We start from the raw sequence: 17,991 nt of genomic DNA, 5'->3' as shown, positions 1-17,991 counted from the left end.
GACTGGCCTTAACGGGTTAAGTTTGTAATAGGGGGTAAAAGTCAATACTTTTTACCCCCTTGCTATTTTAGTGTTACTACCTAATACTTATTGTTATATAAACGCCTTCACTTAGCTAAAAGAGCCCCTTGAACATGCTTCATTTACCTACATTAATTAGCCTCTGTTTTATTCTTAACTTATTTATTGCGGTGTTCTTTTTTCTGTTTATAGATACAAAAAGCAACCTTGCTATTTTTATTTTGCTACTGCCTGTTGCTCATTTATTACCGCTATAGCATTAATAGGTTTAAGAGACTTTATTGATTTTCCCCTTTTAACCCACTTTTTTGCTTACGTTTTTATTATTTTAAGCCCATTACTGGTTATTTTAGGGTTAATACCACAAAGCCAAGCGCCCGCGATAAAAGTAACACCTTTATACTATGCCAGCGCCATGTGCTGTACGCTTTTACTTGCAGTGTACCTTATTGATGCAGGGCAAATTATTACCAGTATTATTACTGCTGTGTTATTTAGTTACGCTGCGTATTTAATGATTAAAACCCCAAGTGTGGCTGTAGTACAACAACGCTTACTCATAGCCTGTTTTGCACTTCACAGTGTGGTAATGCTGTTGCAAGTTGTACTTCTTGTTTTGCTCTACTCAAGCCAAATCAGTCAAGCCAGCCTAGCGTCAGGTTTACAGCTGTTATTAGTAACGCATTTATTTTTAACCACCGCCAGTGCGCTAATTTTGCCGTTTATTAAGTTTGCTAATGCTGAATCTAGACTAATTAATCTAGCGAATCACGACCCGTTAACACAGCTTTTAAATAGGCGTGGATTTTTTCGTCTATGTAAAAAAATTACTAAAACCGCGCCTCTTAACAGCAGAGTGTCGTTGATCATGCTCGATATTGACCTATTTAAACAAGTGAACGACCAATACGGCCATGAAACCGGCGATGAAGCGATAAAGTGGATTGCACAACATATTAACGAATTGTTTTTTGAGCTTGGTGTTACTGCTCGTATTGGCGGCGAAGAGTTTGCTATTTTTCTTAATCAACAAAACTTAGCGCAAGCTAGGCAGTTAGCTCAAAAGCTTTGCAGTAGTATTAATGAATACCCGTTTTATTTTAATGGCCACAGCATTGCACTGTCTGTAAGTGCTGGGGTAAGTAGCATGTTAGTCCGCGAGCTAGATATGCAAGCCCTGTTGTTACAAGCCGATAAACGGCTTTATCTTGCTAAAGAAACAGGCCGAAATAAAGTGGTCACCCATGACGAAAAAAGCCTATTAGCAAAAGCCCCCTCTGCCATCATTTAGTCATAAAAAAAACGGCATCATAATGGATGCCGCTTTTATACGTTTACTATTTTTATGGTTACTTACTGATCCAAGGCGTTACTTTAACAACCTCGTTAATATCAGCTAATACGGTTGTGTTATCTTCCCAGCTATCGGTTACTTCAAAATAGCACACTGACTTTTCGCACGTTATACGCTCATCATCAAATTGCTTTGGAGTTTTAAAGGTAACAACCACGCCTTTTTGTTCAGGCAATAAAAACCACATTAGTTTGCTAACAAAAAAGCCTGATAGATCTGTTAATAGCTCTTCAAGCTCATTATTAATAACCAATAATGATTGTTTTGATAACGCTAGACCCTCAAGCTCGTTAGCTTCTATTTGTAACTTTAACTGACAATCGTGAACCGGATTTTGTGGCTGAACCACAATCACGGCTTTATCGGTATCTAGCTGTTTATCGAACGGTAATAGCAATTGTGCTTTGTCGGTATAATTAAGCGGGTACTCATTCTTTTCAGTTAAAATAGTACCGCTTTTAATACTACATACCTCGTTAGTACCAATATCGCTAATATAAAAGTTTACGCGGGCGTACTGAAAGTCCCCTTTGTTAACCACTTTTAAACGGTCGTAAAAACCGTCATACGACATCACAAATTCTTTAGCAACCGCACTACTAGCCGCTACTGCTAAAAAGCTGGCTGTAACTAATTTTAATACCATTTTATTCATCAAAGTACGCTCGGTTTTGATTAATCATGGTATTTAGTTCTTCAATGTACGCTTCACCGCGTTCAGAGTAAGACATTAAACCATACGTTAATTTAGTCGCTAAAATTGGCTTTTGCTGTGCACGTAAGTCTTCACGAATAGTACGTAACTCTTTGTAAGCATTGTGAGTATTAATATTTCTAAAATAAGAGCTTACTGCTGCGCGAACCGATTTAAATGCCGCCACTTCGTGTTCTGCATCGCTGTTGCGTCTTCTTGGCACCATGCCACAGCCTTTTTTATAGCACCATTGGCCAAAAAAGTTTAAGCCAATACGGGCAAAACGTGAAGTACCCCATGCCGACTCATTGGCCGCTTGCATTAAGGCCATTTCTTTAGGAATAATATCTACGCGGCGCAGTGCTTGGCTGAGGGTAATGGTATCTAAGGTTTCAGATAAGCCGTACGATTTAAGTATTTTTTTAATATCACTCGCTTGTTTTTTACTAAGCGGCTCGTCGTGCTCTAGCATCATGCGTGCAATTTCAAGGTTTGCACGTTGCTGTAAAATCTTTTTGTTTTCGGCTTCTACATGGGGCTTAATGAAGTTAAAAAACGCATGCTTTTTCTCTTTCACATCAGTGAATTCTGAGAACTTTGGCAACTTAACGCTGTGCAATGGTTTTTCTTTCTTCTTCTGTTTTTTAATGTCGCTAGTGCTGGTTTGTTCATCTGAAACCAATCCATCTGTATCAATAAACGGATGAGTAAGTGCCCAAATAACAACGGCGGCTAACAACAACTGAAAAATAGTTTTTAACATGTATTATCTCAATTAAACTCTAAGTTATGTATGGTGTAGTCACATACATACGAAACTACATTATACCTAAGCCACTTTATAAACGCGAATACCGAACAACTGAATAAAATTCATACGCCTATTGTAGGCTATTTATAATATACTAAGCGTTAAAGTCGTAAATGAAATGATAGGTTGTGACATGGATAAACAGTGGCAAAATAGAATAATTGAGCAATATAAGCACCGCCCTAACGATAACCGCTCTGCTTGGCAAATAGACCGCTCACGAATCATTCATGCTGCCGCATTTAGACGCCTTCAAGCTAAAACCCAAATAATGGGCATTGGCTTAAACGACTTTTACCGCACTCGCCTTACCCATTCTTTAGAAGTATCGCAAATAGGCACTGGCATATTACGCCACTTAAAAGCTCAGCATCCAAGCTTTGCGCATTTTCCATCAACCGGATTACTCGAAACCTTATGCTTAGCCCACGATATAGGCCATCCACCGTTTGGGCATGGCGGCGAAATTGCACTTAACTATATGATGCGTGCTCATGGTGGCTTTGAGGGTAACGCACAAACACTGCGCATTGTGGCTAAGCTAGAGCCCTACAGTAACGGCTACGGCATGAACTTAACTAGACGCACCTTGTTAGGATTTATTAAGTACCCAGCTTTTATTGATAACCTTTGGCATAATATCCCACAAGAAAATAAACAGCGTGCATTTATTAAAGCCGATGACTGGCGACCAGCCAAAGGTATTTACAATGACGATGCCGCGATATTTAATTGGATTATTGAGCCTCTTAGCGCAAGTGATAAAGCGTTATTATCTAGCCAAGAACACGCAGATGCTTATCGCGCTAAAACCCGTTATAAATCACTCGATAGTGCCATTATGGAACTGGCTGATGACATTGCATATGCCGTTCACGACCTTGAAGATGCCATAGCTACCGATGTGCTCAGTTTAGACGACTGGCTTACTCATGCATTACCGCATTTACAAGCACTTGACTATGACTGGTTAAACACTTTGCTGGAGTCACTCTCCAAGCGGTTATTTTCAAAGTATGAACATGAGCGAAAAGACGCCATAGGCGAACTGGTGAATACCTTTATTATTCATATTCATTTAGATACCCAAAACGATGAATTTGAATGCCCTATTTTAAGGCATACCGCAAAATTAGATCAGCAATACGAAAATGTGTTACAGATCCTCAAACACTTTGTATTTCAGCGTTTAATACGCGACCCACAAATGCAGCAAATAGAATTTAAAGGGCAAAATCTACTCATAGAATTATTTACTGCGTTTGCCAGCGATCCGCTGCGCTTATTACCCGAAACCACGCAGGCACTGTACCTTGAAGCTGAAAAACACAATCAAGGTATGCGTATTATTTGTGACTATTTAAGCGGTATGAGCGACGAATACGCTTATAAAACCTATCAACGGTTGTTCTCTCCCATACAATAAGTTAGCTAATCTGAACTCAGGTTAGTCAACATAAAAAAGCCGAGTCACTTACGTAACTCGGCTTTTCGTTAGTTTATAAAATCACACTACAGTGATTTAATGCCCATGTTGTAAAGCGTAAAACCGTACATGTCGGCATAAAGGTCAATAATTTTACTGGTTGGTGTGCCGGCACCATGGCCTGCATTGGTTTCAATACGGATAAGCGTTGGGTTAGTACCCGCTTGATTCGCTTGAAGTTCAGCTGCAAATTTAAATGAATGCGACGGTACAACGCGGTCATCATGATCGCCCGTAGTGATCATAGTCGCCGGATATTCAACCCCTGCTTTTACGTTATGAATTGGCGAGTAGCCTTTTAAGTAATCAAACATTTCTTTACTTTGATCGCTAGTTCCGTAATCGTATGCCCAACCAGCGCCCGCTGTAAATGTATGATAACGAAGCATATCCAATACGCCTACCGCAGGTAACGCAACTTGAAACAAGTCAGGTCGCTGGGTCATTACAGCACCCACCAATAACCCACCGTTTGAACCACCACGCAGTGCTAAGCGCTTTTTAGAGGTGTATTTTTTATCTTGTAAGTATTCAGCTGCAGCAATAAAGTCGTCAAATACGTTTTGCTTTTGCAATTGTGTACCTGCTTTATGCCACTCTTTACCGTATTCACCACCACCACGAATATTAGCCACTGCGTATACGCCGCCTTGCTCAAGCCAAGCCGCTGTTGTAGAGCTAAAGCGAGGTGTTAAGCTTATATTAAAGCCACCATAGCCATATAAAATAGTTGGGTTGCTGCCATCTAATTTAATATCACTTTTATAAGTGATAATCATCGGTACTTTAGTGCCATCTTTAGAGGTATAAAATACTTGCTCAGAGGTATAGTTATCGCTATTAAAATCAATCCCCGATTTACGGTATACTTTTGACTCACCGCTTTGCACGTCAAAGCTGTAAGTTGTGCCTGGGGTTTTATAGTTAGTAAATGAATAATAAAGCGTAGTTTGCTCTTTTTTACCGCCAAAACCACCCGCCGTACCAACACCTGGTAAACTAATATCGCGGATCAACTCACCTTGTTTGTTGTACTGTTTCACTTTAGAAATAGCATCAACCATGTAGTTGGCAAAAAACGTATTTCCGCCAAGCGTTACATTAAGTACGTTTTCAGTTTCTGGGATAAAATCTTGCCAGTTTTCTGGCTGTGGATTGCTTGCATCAACCGTCACTACTTTTTTATTTGGTGCATTTAAGTTAGTAACTAAAAATAGCTTGCTGCCTTCGTTGTCAATCACGCTGGTATCAGAGTCTGTATTACCCACTACAGTAACAAATTCGCTATCTGGCTTAGTTAAATCTTTAATAAATAACTTATTACCTGAGGTCGATACGCTGGCACTAATAAACAAGTAACGACCATCTTTGGTTGCTTTAGCGCCCACATAGCGGTGTTTTTGTTCTGCTGTATCGCCAAATACTAAAGTATCTTCGCCTTGATCTTGACCTAACTTATGGTAATACACTTTATGTTGGTCAGTTTTTGCAGAAAGCTCACTGCCCTCTGGCTTATCGTAGCTTGAATAGTAAAAACCGTCATTTGCTAGCCAGCTAACGCCACTAAATTTAACATCAACTAGTGCTTGTTCTACCTGCTCTTTGGTTTCGGTATCTATAACAATGATTTTACGCCAATCACTACCACCTTCTGAAATTTGGTACGCTAACAATGAACCATCTTCTGAAAATGATAAACCCGACATTGAAGTGGTGCCATCTTCACTAAAAGTATTAGGATCTAAGAACACTTCAGCTTCACCGCCGTCTTTGCTGCGGTATAAAACGTACTGGTTTTGCAGGCCATCATTTTTATAAAAATAAGTGTAATCACCTTCAGTAAACGGCGCGCTGATTTTTTCGTAGTTCATTAGTTTTTCAAGGCGCTGTTTAAGTGTGTCTCTGTAAGGCACTTGCTCTAAATACGAAAAGGTAAGCTTGTTTTGTGTTTTAACCCACTGAGCCGTTTCTTCACTCATATCATCTTCTAACCAGCGATACGGATCAGCCACGGTTTCACCAAAGTAAGTGTCAACCACAGCGCCTTTTTTAGTTTCAGGGTAATCTAAAGAATTTACTGCTTTCATTGCTGTTTTTACTTCATTTTGAGTGATGTTTTCTGCAGGTTGTGAACAACCCGCAAGTGCGATTACAACCGCACATGTCAGTGTTTTTTTAAGCATTGCTTTACCGTTATTTTATTTATAGTCAGTCTAAACTATTAACTTTTACCGCTTTTGTCTATCAACTTGCGTTAAACGTCATTTATCGCTGTTAACCTGCACCTAGTTGCGCTTAAATAGATGAACAACTTTTAAACACTAACAGGTTGAGTAATGACAGAAACTGAATCTTTTACCAGCTTTAAACGCTTTTACCCTTACTATCTAAAAGAGCATCGTAATAAAACTTGTCGCAGGCTGCATTTTATTGGCAGTAGTTTAGTGTTGCTCTTGATCGGTTATGCGTTTATTAGCTCACAATTCGTATTGTTATGGTTATTACCGCTGATTGGTTATGGCTTTGCATGGGTTGGGCATTTCTTTTTTGAAAAAAACCGCCCTGCCACATTTAAGCACCCGTTTTACAGTTTATGGGGCGATTGGGTCATGTTTAAAGATATGCTGATTGGCAAAATCAAATGGTAAATGGCTACTTACGCTATCGCTATAATAAACGCCTCTGCTTACTCGCTGTAAATAAATTGTAGATTGAATGTAATTCAATTGACCTCGATTGTAGAAATGGTCTACCTTGACAACAGTAATTTCAATTAGTTCATTAATTTAAAAAGATTAAATTGAAACCACCTGTAGAGCATCGAATGAGGGAAATTAGTCATGCAACTTACACCACTATTTACAGCAAAAAAACCATCTCTTTAACAATAGCAGCTGCACTTGTTGGCTCATGGACGGTTAACGCCGCTGAGCAAGAGACTCAGGCGCAAGAAAACATTGAACAAATTAGTGTGATTGGCTCTCGCCGACTAGGTCGCACGGTCGAAGATAGCCCTGTTCCCATAGATATTATTAGTGGCGACGCCTTAAAAAGTTCAGGACAAACAGAAACTAATGCGCTGTTAAGTACGTTATTACCAAGTTTTAATTTCCCACAGCCATCAATTACCGATGGCAGCGACCATGTGCGCCCAGCTCAACTGCGTGGCTTAGCTCCTGATCACACCTTAGTGCTCGTAAATGGTAAACGTCGCCACAGTAACGCGCTACTTAATTTAAACGGCTCAACGGGTCGTGGTTCGTCATCGGTTGATTTAAACGCCATACCTGCAAACGCGATTGAACGCATTGAAGTATTACGCGACGGCGCCGCAGCTCAATATGGCTCAGACGCTATTGCTGGGGTGATTAATATCGTCCTTAAAAGCAATAGCAGTGGCGGTAGTTTGGGTGCCGTTTATGGTGCAAATATTACCGATATGGACGGTGTCGCGCAGTTACAATCGGTTTCTGAGGACGCCAATGGTGACTTAGCTTTTACTGAGGGCGGCGACCGCTCGCTTACCGACGGCCAAACTTTAACTCTGCAAGGTAATATGGGGTTTGAATTAGGCGATAACGGCTTTTTGAGTATTTCTAGTGAATATCGCGATCGCAGCTCAACCAACCGCTCTGATTACGACCAACGCGAAAACTATCCTCGTTTACCTGATGGCTCTCTCGACCCACGCGAATTCACATGGGATCGTTACAACCACAACTTTGGTAACGGCACTGTTGAAGACTTTGCGTTGTTTTACAACGCAGGTTATCAGCTAAATAACGATGCTGAGCTCTACTCGTTTGGCTCTTACAGCAAGCGTGAAGGGGAAGGCGGTGGTTTTTATCGTCGCGCCCAAGACAGCCGTAACGTTACACAAATATACCCTGATGGCTTTTTGCCGGTGATCACCTCAGACATTGATGACTTTTCACTGGCTTTAGGTGTGAAAGGCTTTGCTAATGAATGGAACTACGATGCCTCTGCGGTATACGGCCAAGATGCCTTTAACTTTGGTGTTATTAATAGCTTAAACACTTCATATGGGCCAAGTAGCCAAACTAGTTTTGATGCAGGCACGCTTACTTATGATCAGCTGACTATTAATCTTGATTTTAGCCGTGAGATTGATGCTGACTTTTTAGCCAGCGGAATTAACGTGGCAGTGGGCGCTGAGTATCGCCGCGAAGGCTACGAAATTCAAGCGGGTGAAGAAGCCTCTTATGCGCGTGGTAATTTTGGCCCAGGTGGTGCCGTGACCGATCCGGTTAATGGCCCATTCGGCTCTGCAGGTTCACAAGTGTTCCCGGGGTTCACACCTGAATCTGCGGGTGACAACAGCCGCCACAATGTTAGCCTTTACGTTGACTTAGAAGCCTTTATTACAGATAACTGGAATGTTGCCATCGCCGCGCGTTACGAAGACTACTCTGATTTTGGCGACACGCTTAATGGTAAAATTGCCACCCGCTATACACTTACAGAAGACTTAGCACTACGCGGCTCTGTATCAACCGGCTTTAGAGCGCCCTCTCTGCAACAGCAATACTTTACCTCGGTAGCGACTGTATTTGTAGATGGCGAACCAACACAAACAGGTACCTTTGCGCCAAGCAGCGATGTTGCCGTTGCATTAGGTTCACCGGGTTTAGATGCAGAAGAAGCTACTAACTACGGTGTTGGCTTTACGTGGTCAACCGACTTCAACTTCAGCTTATCTGTTGATTACTACCAAATATTAATTGATGACCGTATTGTGTTATCAAATAACTTATCGGGCGCAGGCGTTGCAAGCTTACTTGAGGGCACAGGCGCTAACCAAGGTCGATTTTTCTTAAACGCGATTGATAGCAAAACCCGTGGCGTTGACGTAGTGGCTTCTTATAATTTAATCACCGACAACTTCGGTGATGTAGCATTTAACTTAGGTTACAACTACGGTAAAAACCAAGTCACCGATATTATTGACCCACCAGCACAATTACAAAGTGTTGGGGTTGAGCAAGATAATTTGTTCTCGGGTAACGAGCTACGTCGTTTTGAAGTAAGCACGCCGCGCAATAAATACAACCTTAGCGCAACATGGACACTTAACGAATGGCGCACCACACTACGTAGTACTCGCTACGGTGAAACACAAGACCCATCTGAAAACCCAGAGCGTAACGAAGTGTTAGAACCTAAATGGATCACCGATTTAGATGTTGCCTATGCACTCAATAATAATCTTACTCTGAGCTTAGGCGCTAATAATGTGTTTGATGTATACCCAGATCCAACTCGTGAGCTGGTGAGCGATGTAACCACTTTCTCTCGCTTGTTCTCGTACTCGGGCTTTTCACCATTTGGTTTTAATGGCCGTTATGTATACGGCAAAATTGAAATGAAGTTTTAAGCTGTAGCTTAAACCAAAAAGCCACACTAAATAGTGTGGCTTTTTAATAGATTAGGGTCTGTTGATCTTTCAAGGTTAAATTTGCAGCAGTCTGTTTGGTATTTAGGCAAGGCAGAGCCTATGTGGTGTGGTTATTCCCCATAAATAGGCGATAACGCAGCATCAATGCCAAACAGGCGCTGCCCGAAGGGTTCTGCCTAGGGACGATTTACTCTTTGTTGCCTACATGGATGTAGGTAAGGGGCGTGAGCAGGACGCGGAAGCTTTGCTCGGTTTTTACTTAGCCCACTAGGTTACAAACCTCGCGCCGCGATTAAACCGCCCCTAGTTTGAACAAATTTTAATCCGCAAAGGTCAACAGACCCTAGAACCCGATTAGATTTTAGTTAACCAACCGTGTTTATCTTCGCTTTTACCCCATTGAATATCGTTCAATGCTTGGCGCAAACGTGCCGTAGTTGGCCCTGGTTCACCGTTACCCACTTTGTATTCTTTATCGTTATGGATAAACGTCCCTACTGGGGTTAATACTGCCGCAGTGCCTGAAAGTGCTGCCTCAGTACCTGGTTTTGCTGCGCGCTCTAAAAGCTCAGTGACAGTAAAGTTGCGCTCGCTAACCGTCATACCTAAATCTTTAGCAATAGTTAAAATGCTATTACGAGTTACACCGTGTAAAAATGTGCTATCAAGTGCTTTAGTAATGATTTCGTTGCCATCAATTAAAATAAAGTTTGCCGCGCCGGTTTCTTGCACATCACCGCCTGGGCAAAATAAAATTTGGTCGGCTTTATATTTAGTGCGTGCTGCTGAAATTGGGCCAAGCGCGCTGGCATAGTTACCACCACTTTTGATCATGCCCATGTGCGGTGCACAGCGCATACCATCTTCTTCAAGTAAGACTCGTAACGCAGTTGCGCCACCTGAAAAATAATCACCCACTGGCGATAATAGCGTGTAAAGCAATGAACTCATTGACGGTGCAGCCGCTTTACCAATGGCAGCTTCCGTACCAATGTGGGTTGGGCGAATATACATAGAACCTGGAGGAAGCGGCGTTTCATCGGCGTATTCACGTACAATATCGATGATCATTGTTTTTAGCATCTCGCCATCAACAGCAGGTAAACTCAACAATTCAGAACTTTGCTGCATACGCGCAATATTAGCGTCCATTCTAAAAATATTAACCGAGCCATCTTCGTGGCGAAAGGCTTTTAACCCTTCAAAACATGTACTTGAATAATGAAGAACGTGTGCACCTGCATGTAACTCAAGCTTATCGCAAGGAACAATTGAGCTTTCGCCCCACTGGTTGTCAGAAAACTTAGCTTGAATCATCTGCGGCATAAACACAGTACCAAATGCTGCCATTTTTATTCTCTCTTGTGTGGTCTATTTTTCTCCATTGTATGACAACCAGCTACTATTTAACCATAGCAAAACGAGCTGTTTTTAAATTAATTAGAAGAATTTTTTGCATGTACTGATGATTGTTTAATCAAAAAAGCGCTTGCTAACTCTTTAATGCAATAATCAGCTAACATTTTAAGATTAGCTGATTATTTAATGCATACATTATAGTAGCAGCTATTTTATTAACCTCTATTTAAATGAATAACGCAATATACGCTTTAACACTGAGGTGTATTGCTGAAAAAATCCGCCAGTATTATAAGCAATCCCCTGCTTTTGTAATGCAGCTTGCACTTTAGGCGCAATTTCTTGATAACGCGACGACGGCATATCAGGAAATAAATGATGCTCTATTTGAAAGCTTAAATGCCCAGTTAAAATATGAAACCAACGCGCCCCTTTAATGTTTGACGAACCCAGCGCTTGGCGATAATACCACTGCCCTTGGCTTTCGTTTTTGCAGTCTTGCTCATAAAAGGTATGGGTTTGCTCAGTAAAATGGCCACAAAAGATAATGGTTGAGGTCCATAGGTTACGAATTAAGTTTGCCAGCAAATTACCACTTAATACCCACAAAAATAGTGGCCCCGCCAAAACTGGAAATAACACATAGTCTTTAATTAGTTGGCGTGCACCTTTACTAAAAAAGCGCTTTTTTAAGGTGCTATGCGCCACAGCACCTTCACGGTTTGGTTTCTTTTTACCTATAAAGACTCGCTCGCCTGCGAGCTCGTGATACGACACGCCCCACTGAAACAGCACGCTCAGATTTAAATAGGTAATAAACTGCCATGTATTTTTTAGCCGCCATTTAAAGTCATTGCTCAATCTTAATAAGCCATAACCAAAGTCACGATCTTTTCCGATAATGTTAGTGTAAGTATGGTGTTCAAAGTTATGAACGCGGTTCCAGCTTTGGCCGTCGCAGGCTATATCCCACTCGTAAGTTTTAGAGTTAAGCTGTTTGTCGTTCATCCAATCGTATTGACCATGCATTACGTTGTGGCCAATTTCCATGTTGTCGAGAATTTTAGCCAAACCAAGTAACAATACACCCGCTACCCACAATAATGGCTGCACAAAACCAAGCATCAATAAAATCCGTCCGCCTATTTCGCAAAACCGCTGTTTACGCACAATAGAACGAATATAGTTTGCATCCTTTTGCCCAACTGTAGCTAATGTAGACATTTTAATTTCATCTAAATCATCGGCTAACTGTTGATAATTAATGGTTGTCATAGCTGTAACTCCAAATCGCTAACGGCTTGGCTCACACACAGTTGAATTAACTGCTCGCCAGTATCTGATAATTGATTAGTTTTTAAATTACGCACCACTCCAGACTTTTTAATGCACTGACATTGATGACAAATACCAATGCCGCAGCCTCGCTGCACAGGGAGTTTTTTTGCTTCAAATTGGCTTAGTAACACGTCATTACTAGTCACTACGTGCGTGTCTTTGTTTATTTTCACTGAAAACTGGCTATCGTCAGTCAAGTTGGGCAAGGCTAGGCCAAAGGATTCTTGAAAGTAGCCAAGCTTATGCTGCTTAGCAAAATCTGCAATTTGCTGCATAAAACCACTAGGGCCGCAGCAATAAATATCTGGCTGCGCATCAAGGTTTATGTGCTGTGTTAATGGTGTTAGTGCATCGCGTGTGAGTAATGAAAAACTAAAATGCGCAAAGCGCTTTGCCAGTGCCGTAAGTTCATTTGTACACTGGTGTGCATCCGCCTTAGCAAAGTACAATAATTGCATCGGGCTATTTGTATTGCCAAGTTGTTGCTCAAGCATGGCAAGCATTGGGGTAATGCCAGAGCCACCCGCTACAAAAACGCTAGGCTTGTGCCAACTTTTAAATACAAAGTCGCCACGAGCTGGCGATATATTACACCACGGCTGCAAACTTAATGCCTGTTGTAACTGGCCGGTAAACTGCCCTAGTGAACTGGTTTTTATCAGTAAGCGCACTAACCCTGTCGCTTTAAAATAGTCAGGACTACTGGCAAGGGTAAACACTCGGGTTAATAATCGTCCATTAACTTCAACCGTTAAACTAATATGCTGGCCAGCAATATGCGAGCGCCACTGTTTACTTGGTTTTAAGGTAACACTCAAAAAATCGTGGCTACAAGGGCTTACCGCTATAACTTTTGCGCTGAAAAATCCTGCGCGCCATGCTGGTTTAAACACCTGCATAATTGGCTCTATGTAAGCGGCAAAGCTTTGATGATGTAAAAACAATTTTGTAAATTGGTTTAACGCCTTAATAAACATAGTGATTGTTTCTCTATTTAAATCTATATCCCAATGAGCGCGTTAAGTAACACGCATCAATTAGGTTAATTATTTGAGCCTACACGTGTAAGCTCAACTTTCAGCGCACAAGTGTACGCTGACATTTTTAAATTTCAAGCCTAATAGAGTAATTATTCGAATTTTTTACTGGCAGGTATTTAACAAGCAAGCAATACCCCCTTGAGTGACGGTTGTTTTTCATTCAACTTAAATATTTAACATTATGATTAATAGCATGCTAGGCTGGTTGGAATTGTTAATTTTGGAAGCCATTATGAACAAACTTAAAACACTAAAAAAACGCGCACTAATCACAACGGTAACAACAAGTTTATTGCTTGGTGCACTGGGCAGCCTTAATGCTCATGCTGTTGATTTTAAAGAACTAGACTCTTTAAACCTGAATATAAAACCCATGACAATTGCTAAAGGGATCGCTGTTCCTTGGGCAATTCAACCACTACCTAATGGCGACTTATTAATTACTGAGCGCAGTGGCACCTTGTATTTACTGCGTAAAGATAGTGAAGCACTAATAAAGGTTACAGGATTACCCAAAATTGATGACAACGGCCAAGGTGGCCTGCTCGATTTAGCATTGCACCCTGACTTTGCAAACAACCAGTGGTTATACCTTACCTACTCAAGTAGTGAAGGTGATGGTGAAGGCAGCAACACCGCACTTATGCGTGCAAAGCTAAGTAACGATCACAGCCAACTGCTTGAGCCACAACAATTATACAAAGGGGAACATAATTCTAAAAAAGGCCAGCACTACGGCAGCCGGATTGTATTTGATAACCAAAACTATGTGTATTTTTCGATTGGCGATCGTGGCTCGCGCGATGTTAACCCACAAGACTTAAGCCGTGATAGTGGTAAAATTTATCGCTTACACGAGGACGGTAAAATTCCTACCGATAACCCGTTTGTTGCGCAAAAAAATGCAAAACCCGCCGTTTGGTCATATGGCCATCGTAATCCACAAGGTATGTGGTTTGATCAACAAACAACCACCCTATGGTCGCACGAACACGGTCCACGCGGTGGCGATGAGCTTAATATAATTAAGCCTAACACCAATTATGGCTGGCCAGTGGTGAGTTACGGTATTAACTACAGCGGTACCTCATTTACTGATTTAACCGATAAACCGGGCATGCAAGCGCCAGTTTCGCAATGGACTCCCTCTATTGCCCCCTCTGATATGCTCATGGTTAAAGGTAATAAATACCCTGAGCTGAAAGGAAAAATGCTACTTGCTTCAATGAAGTACGCCTTTGTTAGCGTGCTTGAATTAGCCGACAGCAAGGTGGTTAAGCAACATAAACTACTTGAAGGCGTTGGCCGCATTCGCAGCTTAGCTCAAGGCCCTGACGGTACTATTTATTTAGGCTTAGATGGCCAAGGCATTGTTCGCCTAGATCCTAAGTAGCCATTTAACACACCTAATTACAGTAACAGCAAACTTTTTGCAGCTTAACTGCGTACTGTTACTGTAATTAGCTAATAAACAACGAGGGTGTTGATGTTTTCATTTTTAAAGCCAGATCCAATCAAAAAATTACGTAAAGAATACGACGCAAAATTAGAGCAAGGCATGCAAGCTCAAAGAAAAGGCGATATTAAAAGCTATGCGATGTTAACTGACGAGGCTGAAAAAATCTGGAGTGAAATAGAAACACTCGAAGCCAAAAAAACTAAGTAAACATTTCACCAAATAAGTTTGAACCTACCCCCGCATTAACAGTGCGGGGGTTGTATTTCCCCGACTAAATAACTTCTATAAACATTTACCCAACTTGGAAAATTAAATACAATTCTTAAGGTTTAATTTGCATTTCTCCCATCACGTTATTACAGTCCTATTAATGTATAGTTAAAAGCCATTTTATTTCTCGCATAATCAGTTGTTTACATCAAAGTTAATTAGTGGAATTATTAACCAATAGTTATTTTCCTCTGCTTGAGGGATATTCATTTTTAGCTCATGGGATGTTTATGGAATTTAAGCAAGCGCAAAAAGATATGGATTTCGCCTATTTTGGTGGCGCAACAGGTGTTGTTATTTCTGGATTAATTTGGTGTTTAGCAGGTTTAATTGCAGTACTGTATTCAACTCAAGCAAGTATGCTTACCCTGTTTATTGGAGGTATGTTTATACACCCACTGGCTATGTTGCTATCAAAAGTACTTAAGCGCCCTGGACAACATGACTCAACCAACCCATTAGGCAAACTTGCTTTAGAAAATACCGTTATTTTATTTGTTGGTTTTTTCATCGCCTTCTATGTTTCTAAGCTGCATCTACAATGGTTTTATCCAATAATGCTGTTGGCAGTAGGTGTGCGTTATTTAATTTTTAATACTTTATATGGCGCAAAAGTTTATTGGCTTTTAGGTGCTGTGCTTATGCTAGCGGGAGTAGTTTGTATCTTATTAAATGCTAACTTCGTCATTGGTGCTTTTGTTGGCAGCATAACAGAAGTTATATTCTCTATCGTGATCTTCAATAAATCAATAAGTCGGTCGTAAAGACCCATTAATAAATTATTATCAACAAGGAGAGTGACCAATGAAGGTTTTGTTATTTAGTTTTTTATTACTATGTTCACTATTTTCATCTGCATCTGATTTAATCTTAGCGAAACAAATTACGTTAAAGTCAGACTCACTAGGAGAAGACAGAAACTTATTAATTAAGCTTCCAAATCAATATTATGAGAATAGCGCTACCTACCCTGTGTTATACGTATTGCACGCTCAATGGGATATGCTTTCGACCTTAGCAACGCTTGATTTGTTAGCAGATCAGATCCCAAATTTTATAGTTATAGGTGTACAAAGTAGCGGAAAAGAGCTGAGCCCTAATAAGGGTAAGGTAACACCATTTGCTGAGTTTATTTCGCAAGAAGTCGTCACCTACGTCAATGCTAATTATCGAATAGCACCGTATAGCATTTTGTCTGGACATTCGAACTCAGGACGTTTTGTCTTGGATTATTGGTTAAATAATCCCGCTGCTTTTTCAAGCTATTTTGCTTTTAGCCCCTCTGTTGATGATGGCTATATTGTCGATATGATCTCTCAATCAGACATTGAGTCTTTAAAAAGTAAAGCACCGCTAGCAATAACAATTGCAAATGAAGGTGAGCATATGCAACAGCCTTTTAGTAATTTAACGCAAAAACTGAGTGGTCTAGCTAAAGAGAAATTTGTATTTAAAAAGTTCCCCGAGCAAACCCATAGAACAACAAAGCACCCTTCAATGCAGTTTGCGCTGCAGTCTACATTTACCAATTGGCAGCCAAGCTATGAGGTAAAAATTGCCGGATTGGACAGCCTAAAAAAGCACTACACTCAATTATCTAAAAAGTATGGCTTTACAGTCAATGTACCCAACGAAACATTGCAAAGACTCACCGCACATTATGCAATATCAAAAGATGACAACGCGATTGAGCAATTGCGTAAGCATATTACTTTTACTATTAATCAAACTCCCGAAGGGCTTGATGCCTTGTTTGAAATTGCTGAATATTTAAGTGCTAATGATTATGAAAGTGCCGGTGAGCGCATTTTTAATAAACTATGTGCTCAAGCTAAAAACGTGTCTCAGTGTACTGGCAAGCGTGCAATATAATACAAAAGTTATAATAATTTAAGATTATACCGAGGAATACAGATGTACACAGGTAGTTGTTTATGTGGCTCAATCAACTTTTCAATTAATTGTGCTGTTACTGATATTATCCATTGTCACTGCTCGCTTTGTCGTAAGGCCAGTGGCAGTACTTTTGCTACTAATGGATATATTAATGCGAGCGATCTGACATTAACTGACAAAAATGGCACACTTACTTTTTACCAAAGTAGTGAAGGTAAACGTAAGTACTTTTGTAAAACCTGCGGCGCACCAATATATAGTGCTAACGCTCAATCACCTCAAAGGTATCGCCTTCGGTTAGGCGCTTTGACCTGCGATATAACAGAGCGCCCCATATCGCATAATTTCATCACCTCAAAGGCAAATTGGGAGGATTTAGATGCCCAGCTTCCTCGCTATGAGCGACATGAGCCAGGGCGTAAGTAAATCCATATAAATTTATCTATTTCTGTAGTGGGAGTTTTAATGCAACTGAATCAAGTCACCTTGCCGGTAAACAATATGATTGAAGCGGTGAAGTTTTATCGCACACTTGGCTTTACCCAAATTGTTGATACACCTCATTATGCACGTTTTAGTTGCCCTGAAGGTGACTCTACATTTTCATTGTCTTTAGAAAGTGAATTTTTTGAAAATCATTCTGTAATTTATTTTGAAAACGATAACCTTGAGCAATTGTGCCAGCAGTTAATCAAAAAAGGGATCGTATTCGAACAGCAACCCACAGAGCAAAGGTACCTATGGAAGGAAGCGATTTTAAAAGACCCCTCAGGAAATAAAATTAAACTCTACAAAGCTGGAGAAAACCGCTTAAACCCTCCTTGGAAAGTACAAAAACAGCCATAAA

General features: G+C 40.7%; 16 protein-coding genes. 10 read left to right on the top strand and 6 right to left on the bottom strand.

Annotation, left to right across the window (positions count from 1 at the left end):
* Positions 1-436 precede the first annotated feature (436 nt).
* Complete coding sequence (locus tag P20439_RS00955) at positions 437-1,312, top strand: GGDEF domain-containing protein (protein WP_008463986.1); 876 nt, start codon at positions 437-439, stop codon at positions 1,310-1,312.
* Positions 1,313-1,370: 58 nt separating this feature from the next.
* Here P20439_RS00955 and P20439_RS00950 read toward each other — a convergent pair whose 3' ends face one another.
* Together P20439_RS00950 and P20439_RS00945 are read right to left on the bottom strand one after the other, a co-directional pair.
* On the bottom strand, positions 1,371-2,030 hold the full coding sequence (locus tag P20439_RS00950; RefSeq protein WP_274377837.1) for a DUF2987 domain-containing protein: 660 nt from the start codon (positions 2,028-2,030) through the stop codon (positions 1,371-1,373).
* Positions 2,023-2,832: a glucosaminidase domain-containing protein gene (locus P20439_RS00945; protein ID WP_008109205.1), complete on the bottom strand. Its 810-nt coding sequence runs from the start codon at positions 2,830-2,832 to the stop codon at positions 2,023-2,025. Before P20439_RS00945 ends, P20439_RS00950 begins: the two co-directional genes overlap by 8 nt.
* A 181-nt stretch (positions 2,833-3,013) precedes the next feature.
* On the opposite strand from P20439_RS00945, the gene P20439_RS00940 reads away from it, so the two are divergent.
* On the top strand, positions 3,014-4,306 hold the full coding sequence (locus P20439_RS00940; RefSeq protein WP_008109207.1) for an anti-phage deoxyguanosine triphosphatase: 1,293 nt from the start codon (positions 3,014-3,016) through the stop codon (positions 4,304-4,306).
* 86 nt (positions 4,307-4,392) lie between these two features.
* Here P20439_RS00940 and P20439_RS00935 read toward each other — a convergent pair whose 3' ends face one another.
* Positions 4,393-6,549, bottom strand: a complete 2,157-nt coding sequence (locus P20439_RS00935) for a prolyl oligopeptidase family protein (protein ID WP_008109209.1) — start codon at positions 6,547-6,549, stop codon at positions 4,393-4,395.
* 153 nt (positions 6,550-6,702) lie between these two features.
* On the opposite strand from P20439_RS00935, the gene P20439_RS00930 reads away from it, so the two are divergent.
* Together P20439_RS00930 and P20439_RS00925 are read left to right on the top strand one after the other, a co-directional pair.
* On the top strand, positions 6,703-7,014 hold the full coding sequence (locus P20439_RS00930) for a DUF962 domain-containing protein (RefSeq protein ID WP_008109212.1): 312 nt from the start codon (positions 6,703-6,705) through the stop codon (positions 7,012-7,014).
* Between the two features lie 176 nt (positions 7,015-7,190).
* Positions 7,191-9,761 carry a TonB-dependent siderophore receptor gene (locus P20439_RS00925; RefSeq protein WP_008463982.1) on the top strand — a complete coding sequence of 857 codons (2,571 nt, stop codon included), beginning with the start codon at positions 7,191-7,193 and terminating at the stop codon, positions 9,759-9,761.
* A 375-nt stretch (positions 9,762-10,136) separates the two neighbouring features.
* On the opposite strand, the gene P20439_RS00920 is transcribed toward P20439_RS00925, so the two are convergent.
* From P20439_RS00920 to P20439_RS00910, 3 genes are all read right to left on the bottom strand, one after another.
* A complete protein-coding gene (locus tag P20439_RS00920; RefSeq protein ID WP_304644689.1) occupies positions 10,137-11,138 on the bottom strand; it encodes a branched-chain amino acid aminotransferase in 1,002 nt (333 codons plus the stop codon).
* A 225-nt stretch (positions 11,139-11,363) separates the two neighbouring features.
* A complete protein-coding gene (locus tag P20439_RS00915) occupies positions 11,364-12,416 on the bottom strand; it encodes an acyl-CoA desaturase (RefSeq protein WP_008109218.1) in 1,053 nt (350 codons plus the stop codon).
* Entirely contained in the window at positions 12,413-13,456 is a 1,044-nt protein-coding gene (locus P20439_RS00910; RefSeq protein WP_008109220.1) for a flavin reductase family protein, read from the bottom strand. The genes P20439_RS00915 and P20439_RS00910 overlap by 4 nt, the downstream gene beginning before the upstream one ends.
* Before the next feature lie 295 nt (positions 13,457-13,751).
* Between P20439_RS00910 and P20439_RS00905 the strand changes: the two genes are divergently transcribed.
* The 6 genes from P20439_RS00905 (at position 13,752) to P20439_RS00880 (ending at position 17,990) form a co-directional block, all read left to right on the top strand.
* Positions 13,752-14,912: a PQQ-dependent sugar dehydrogenase gene (locus P20439_RS00905; protein ID WP_036932621.1), complete on the top strand. Its 1,161-nt coding sequence runs from the start codon at positions 13,752-13,754 to the stop codon at positions 14,910-14,912.
* 93 nt (positions 14,913-15,005) lie between these two features.
* On the top strand, positions 15,006-15,185 hold the full coding sequence (locus P20439_RS00900; RefSeq protein WP_008109224.1) for a DUF6435 family protein: 180 nt from the start codon (positions 15,006-15,008) through the stop codon (positions 15,183-15,185).
* Positions 15,186-15,409: 224 nt separating this feature from the next.
* A complete protein-coding gene (locus tag P20439_RS00895; RefSeq protein ID WP_242375982.1) occupies positions 15,410-16,012 on the top strand; it encodes a hypothetical protein in 603 nt (200 codons plus the stop codon).
* Between the two features lie 40 nt (positions 16,013-16,052).
* On the top strand, positions 16,053-17,120 hold the full coding sequence (locus P20439_RS00890) for an alpha/beta hydrolase (protein WP_008109227.1): 1,068 nt from the start codon (positions 16,053-16,055) through the stop codon (positions 17,118-17,120).
* 42 nt (positions 17,121-17,162) lie between these two features.
* Positions 17,163-17,570 (top strand): GFA family protein, encoded by a 408-nt coding sequence (locus tag P20439_RS00885; protein ID WP_008109230.1) that lies wholly within the window; start codon positions 17,163-17,165, stop codon positions 17,568-17,570.
* Between the two features lie 39 nt (positions 17,571-17,609).
* Positions 17,610-17,990 carry a VOC family protein gene (locus P20439_RS00880; protein ID WP_008109232.1) on the top strand — a complete coding sequence of 127 codons (381 nt, stop codon included), beginning with the start codon at positions 17,610-17,612 and terminating at the stop codon, positions 17,988-17,990.
* Position 17,991: the final 1 nt, after the last annotated feature.

Origin of the sequence: Pseudoalteromonas sp. BSi20439 (assembly GCF_000241165.1) — a bacterium.
In the GTDB taxonomy this organism is placed as follows: domain Bacteria; phylum Pseudomonadota; class Gammaproteobacteria; order Enterobacterales; family Alteromonadaceae; genus Pseudoalteromonas.
The sequence above is the reverse complement of the archived record's forward strand: the minus strand, read 5'-3'. Positions and strand labels throughout refer to the sequence as shown.

Coding starts and splice junctions, on each gene's coding strand:
- P20439_RS00955 (WP_008463986.1), top strand. CDS start 437: ATGTGCTGTACGCTTTTACTTGCAGTGTACCTTATTGATGCAGGGCAA.
- P20439_RS00950 (WP_274377837.1), bottom strand. CDS start 2,030: ATGAATAAAATGGTATTAAAATTAGTTACAGCCAGCTTTTTAGCAGTA.
- P20439_RS00945 (WP_008109205.1), bottom strand. CDS start 2,832: ATGTTAAAAACTATTTTTCAGTTGTTGTTAGCCGCCGTTGTTATTTGG.
- P20439_RS00940 (WP_008109207.1), top strand. CDS start 3,014: ATGGATAAACAGTGGCAAAATAGAATAATTGAGCAATATAAGCACCGC.
- P20439_RS00935 (WP_008109209.1), bottom strand. CDS start 6,549: ATGCTTAAAAAAACACTGACATGTGCGGTTGTAATCGCACTTGCGGGT.
- P20439_RS00930 (WP_008109212.1), top strand. CDS start 6,703: ATGACAGAAACTGAATCTTTTACCAGCTTTAAACGCTTTTACCCTTAC.
- P20439_RS00925 (WP_008463982.1), top strand. CDS start 7,191: ATGAGGGAAATTAGTCATGCAACTTACACCACTATTTACAGCAAAAAA.
- P20439_RS00915 (WP_008109218.1), bottom strand. CDS start 12,416: ATGACAACCATTAATTATCAACAGTTAGCCGATGATTTAGATGAAATT.
- P20439_RS00910 (WP_008109220.1), bottom strand. CDS start 13,456: ATGTTTATTAAGGCGTTAAACCAATTTACAAAATTGTTTTTACATCAT.
- P20439_RS00905 (WP_036932621.1), top strand. CDS start 13,752: ATGAACAAACTTAAAACACTAAAAAAACGCGCACTAATCACAACGGTA.
- P20439_RS00900 (WP_008109224.1), top strand. CDS start 15,006: ATGTTTTCATTTTTAAAGCCAGATCCAATCAAAAAATTACGTAAAGAA.
- P20439_RS00890 (WP_008109227.1), top strand. CDS start 16,053: ATGAAGGTTTTGTTATTTAGTTTTTTATTACTATGTTCACTATTTTCA.
- P20439_RS00885 (WP_008109230.1), top strand. CDS start 17,163: ATGTACACAGGTAGTTGTTTATGTGGCTCAATCAACTTTTCAATTAAT.
- P20439_RS00880 (WP_008109232.1), top strand. CDS start 17,610: ATGCAACTGAATCAAGTCACCTTGCCGGTAAACAATATGATTGAAGCG.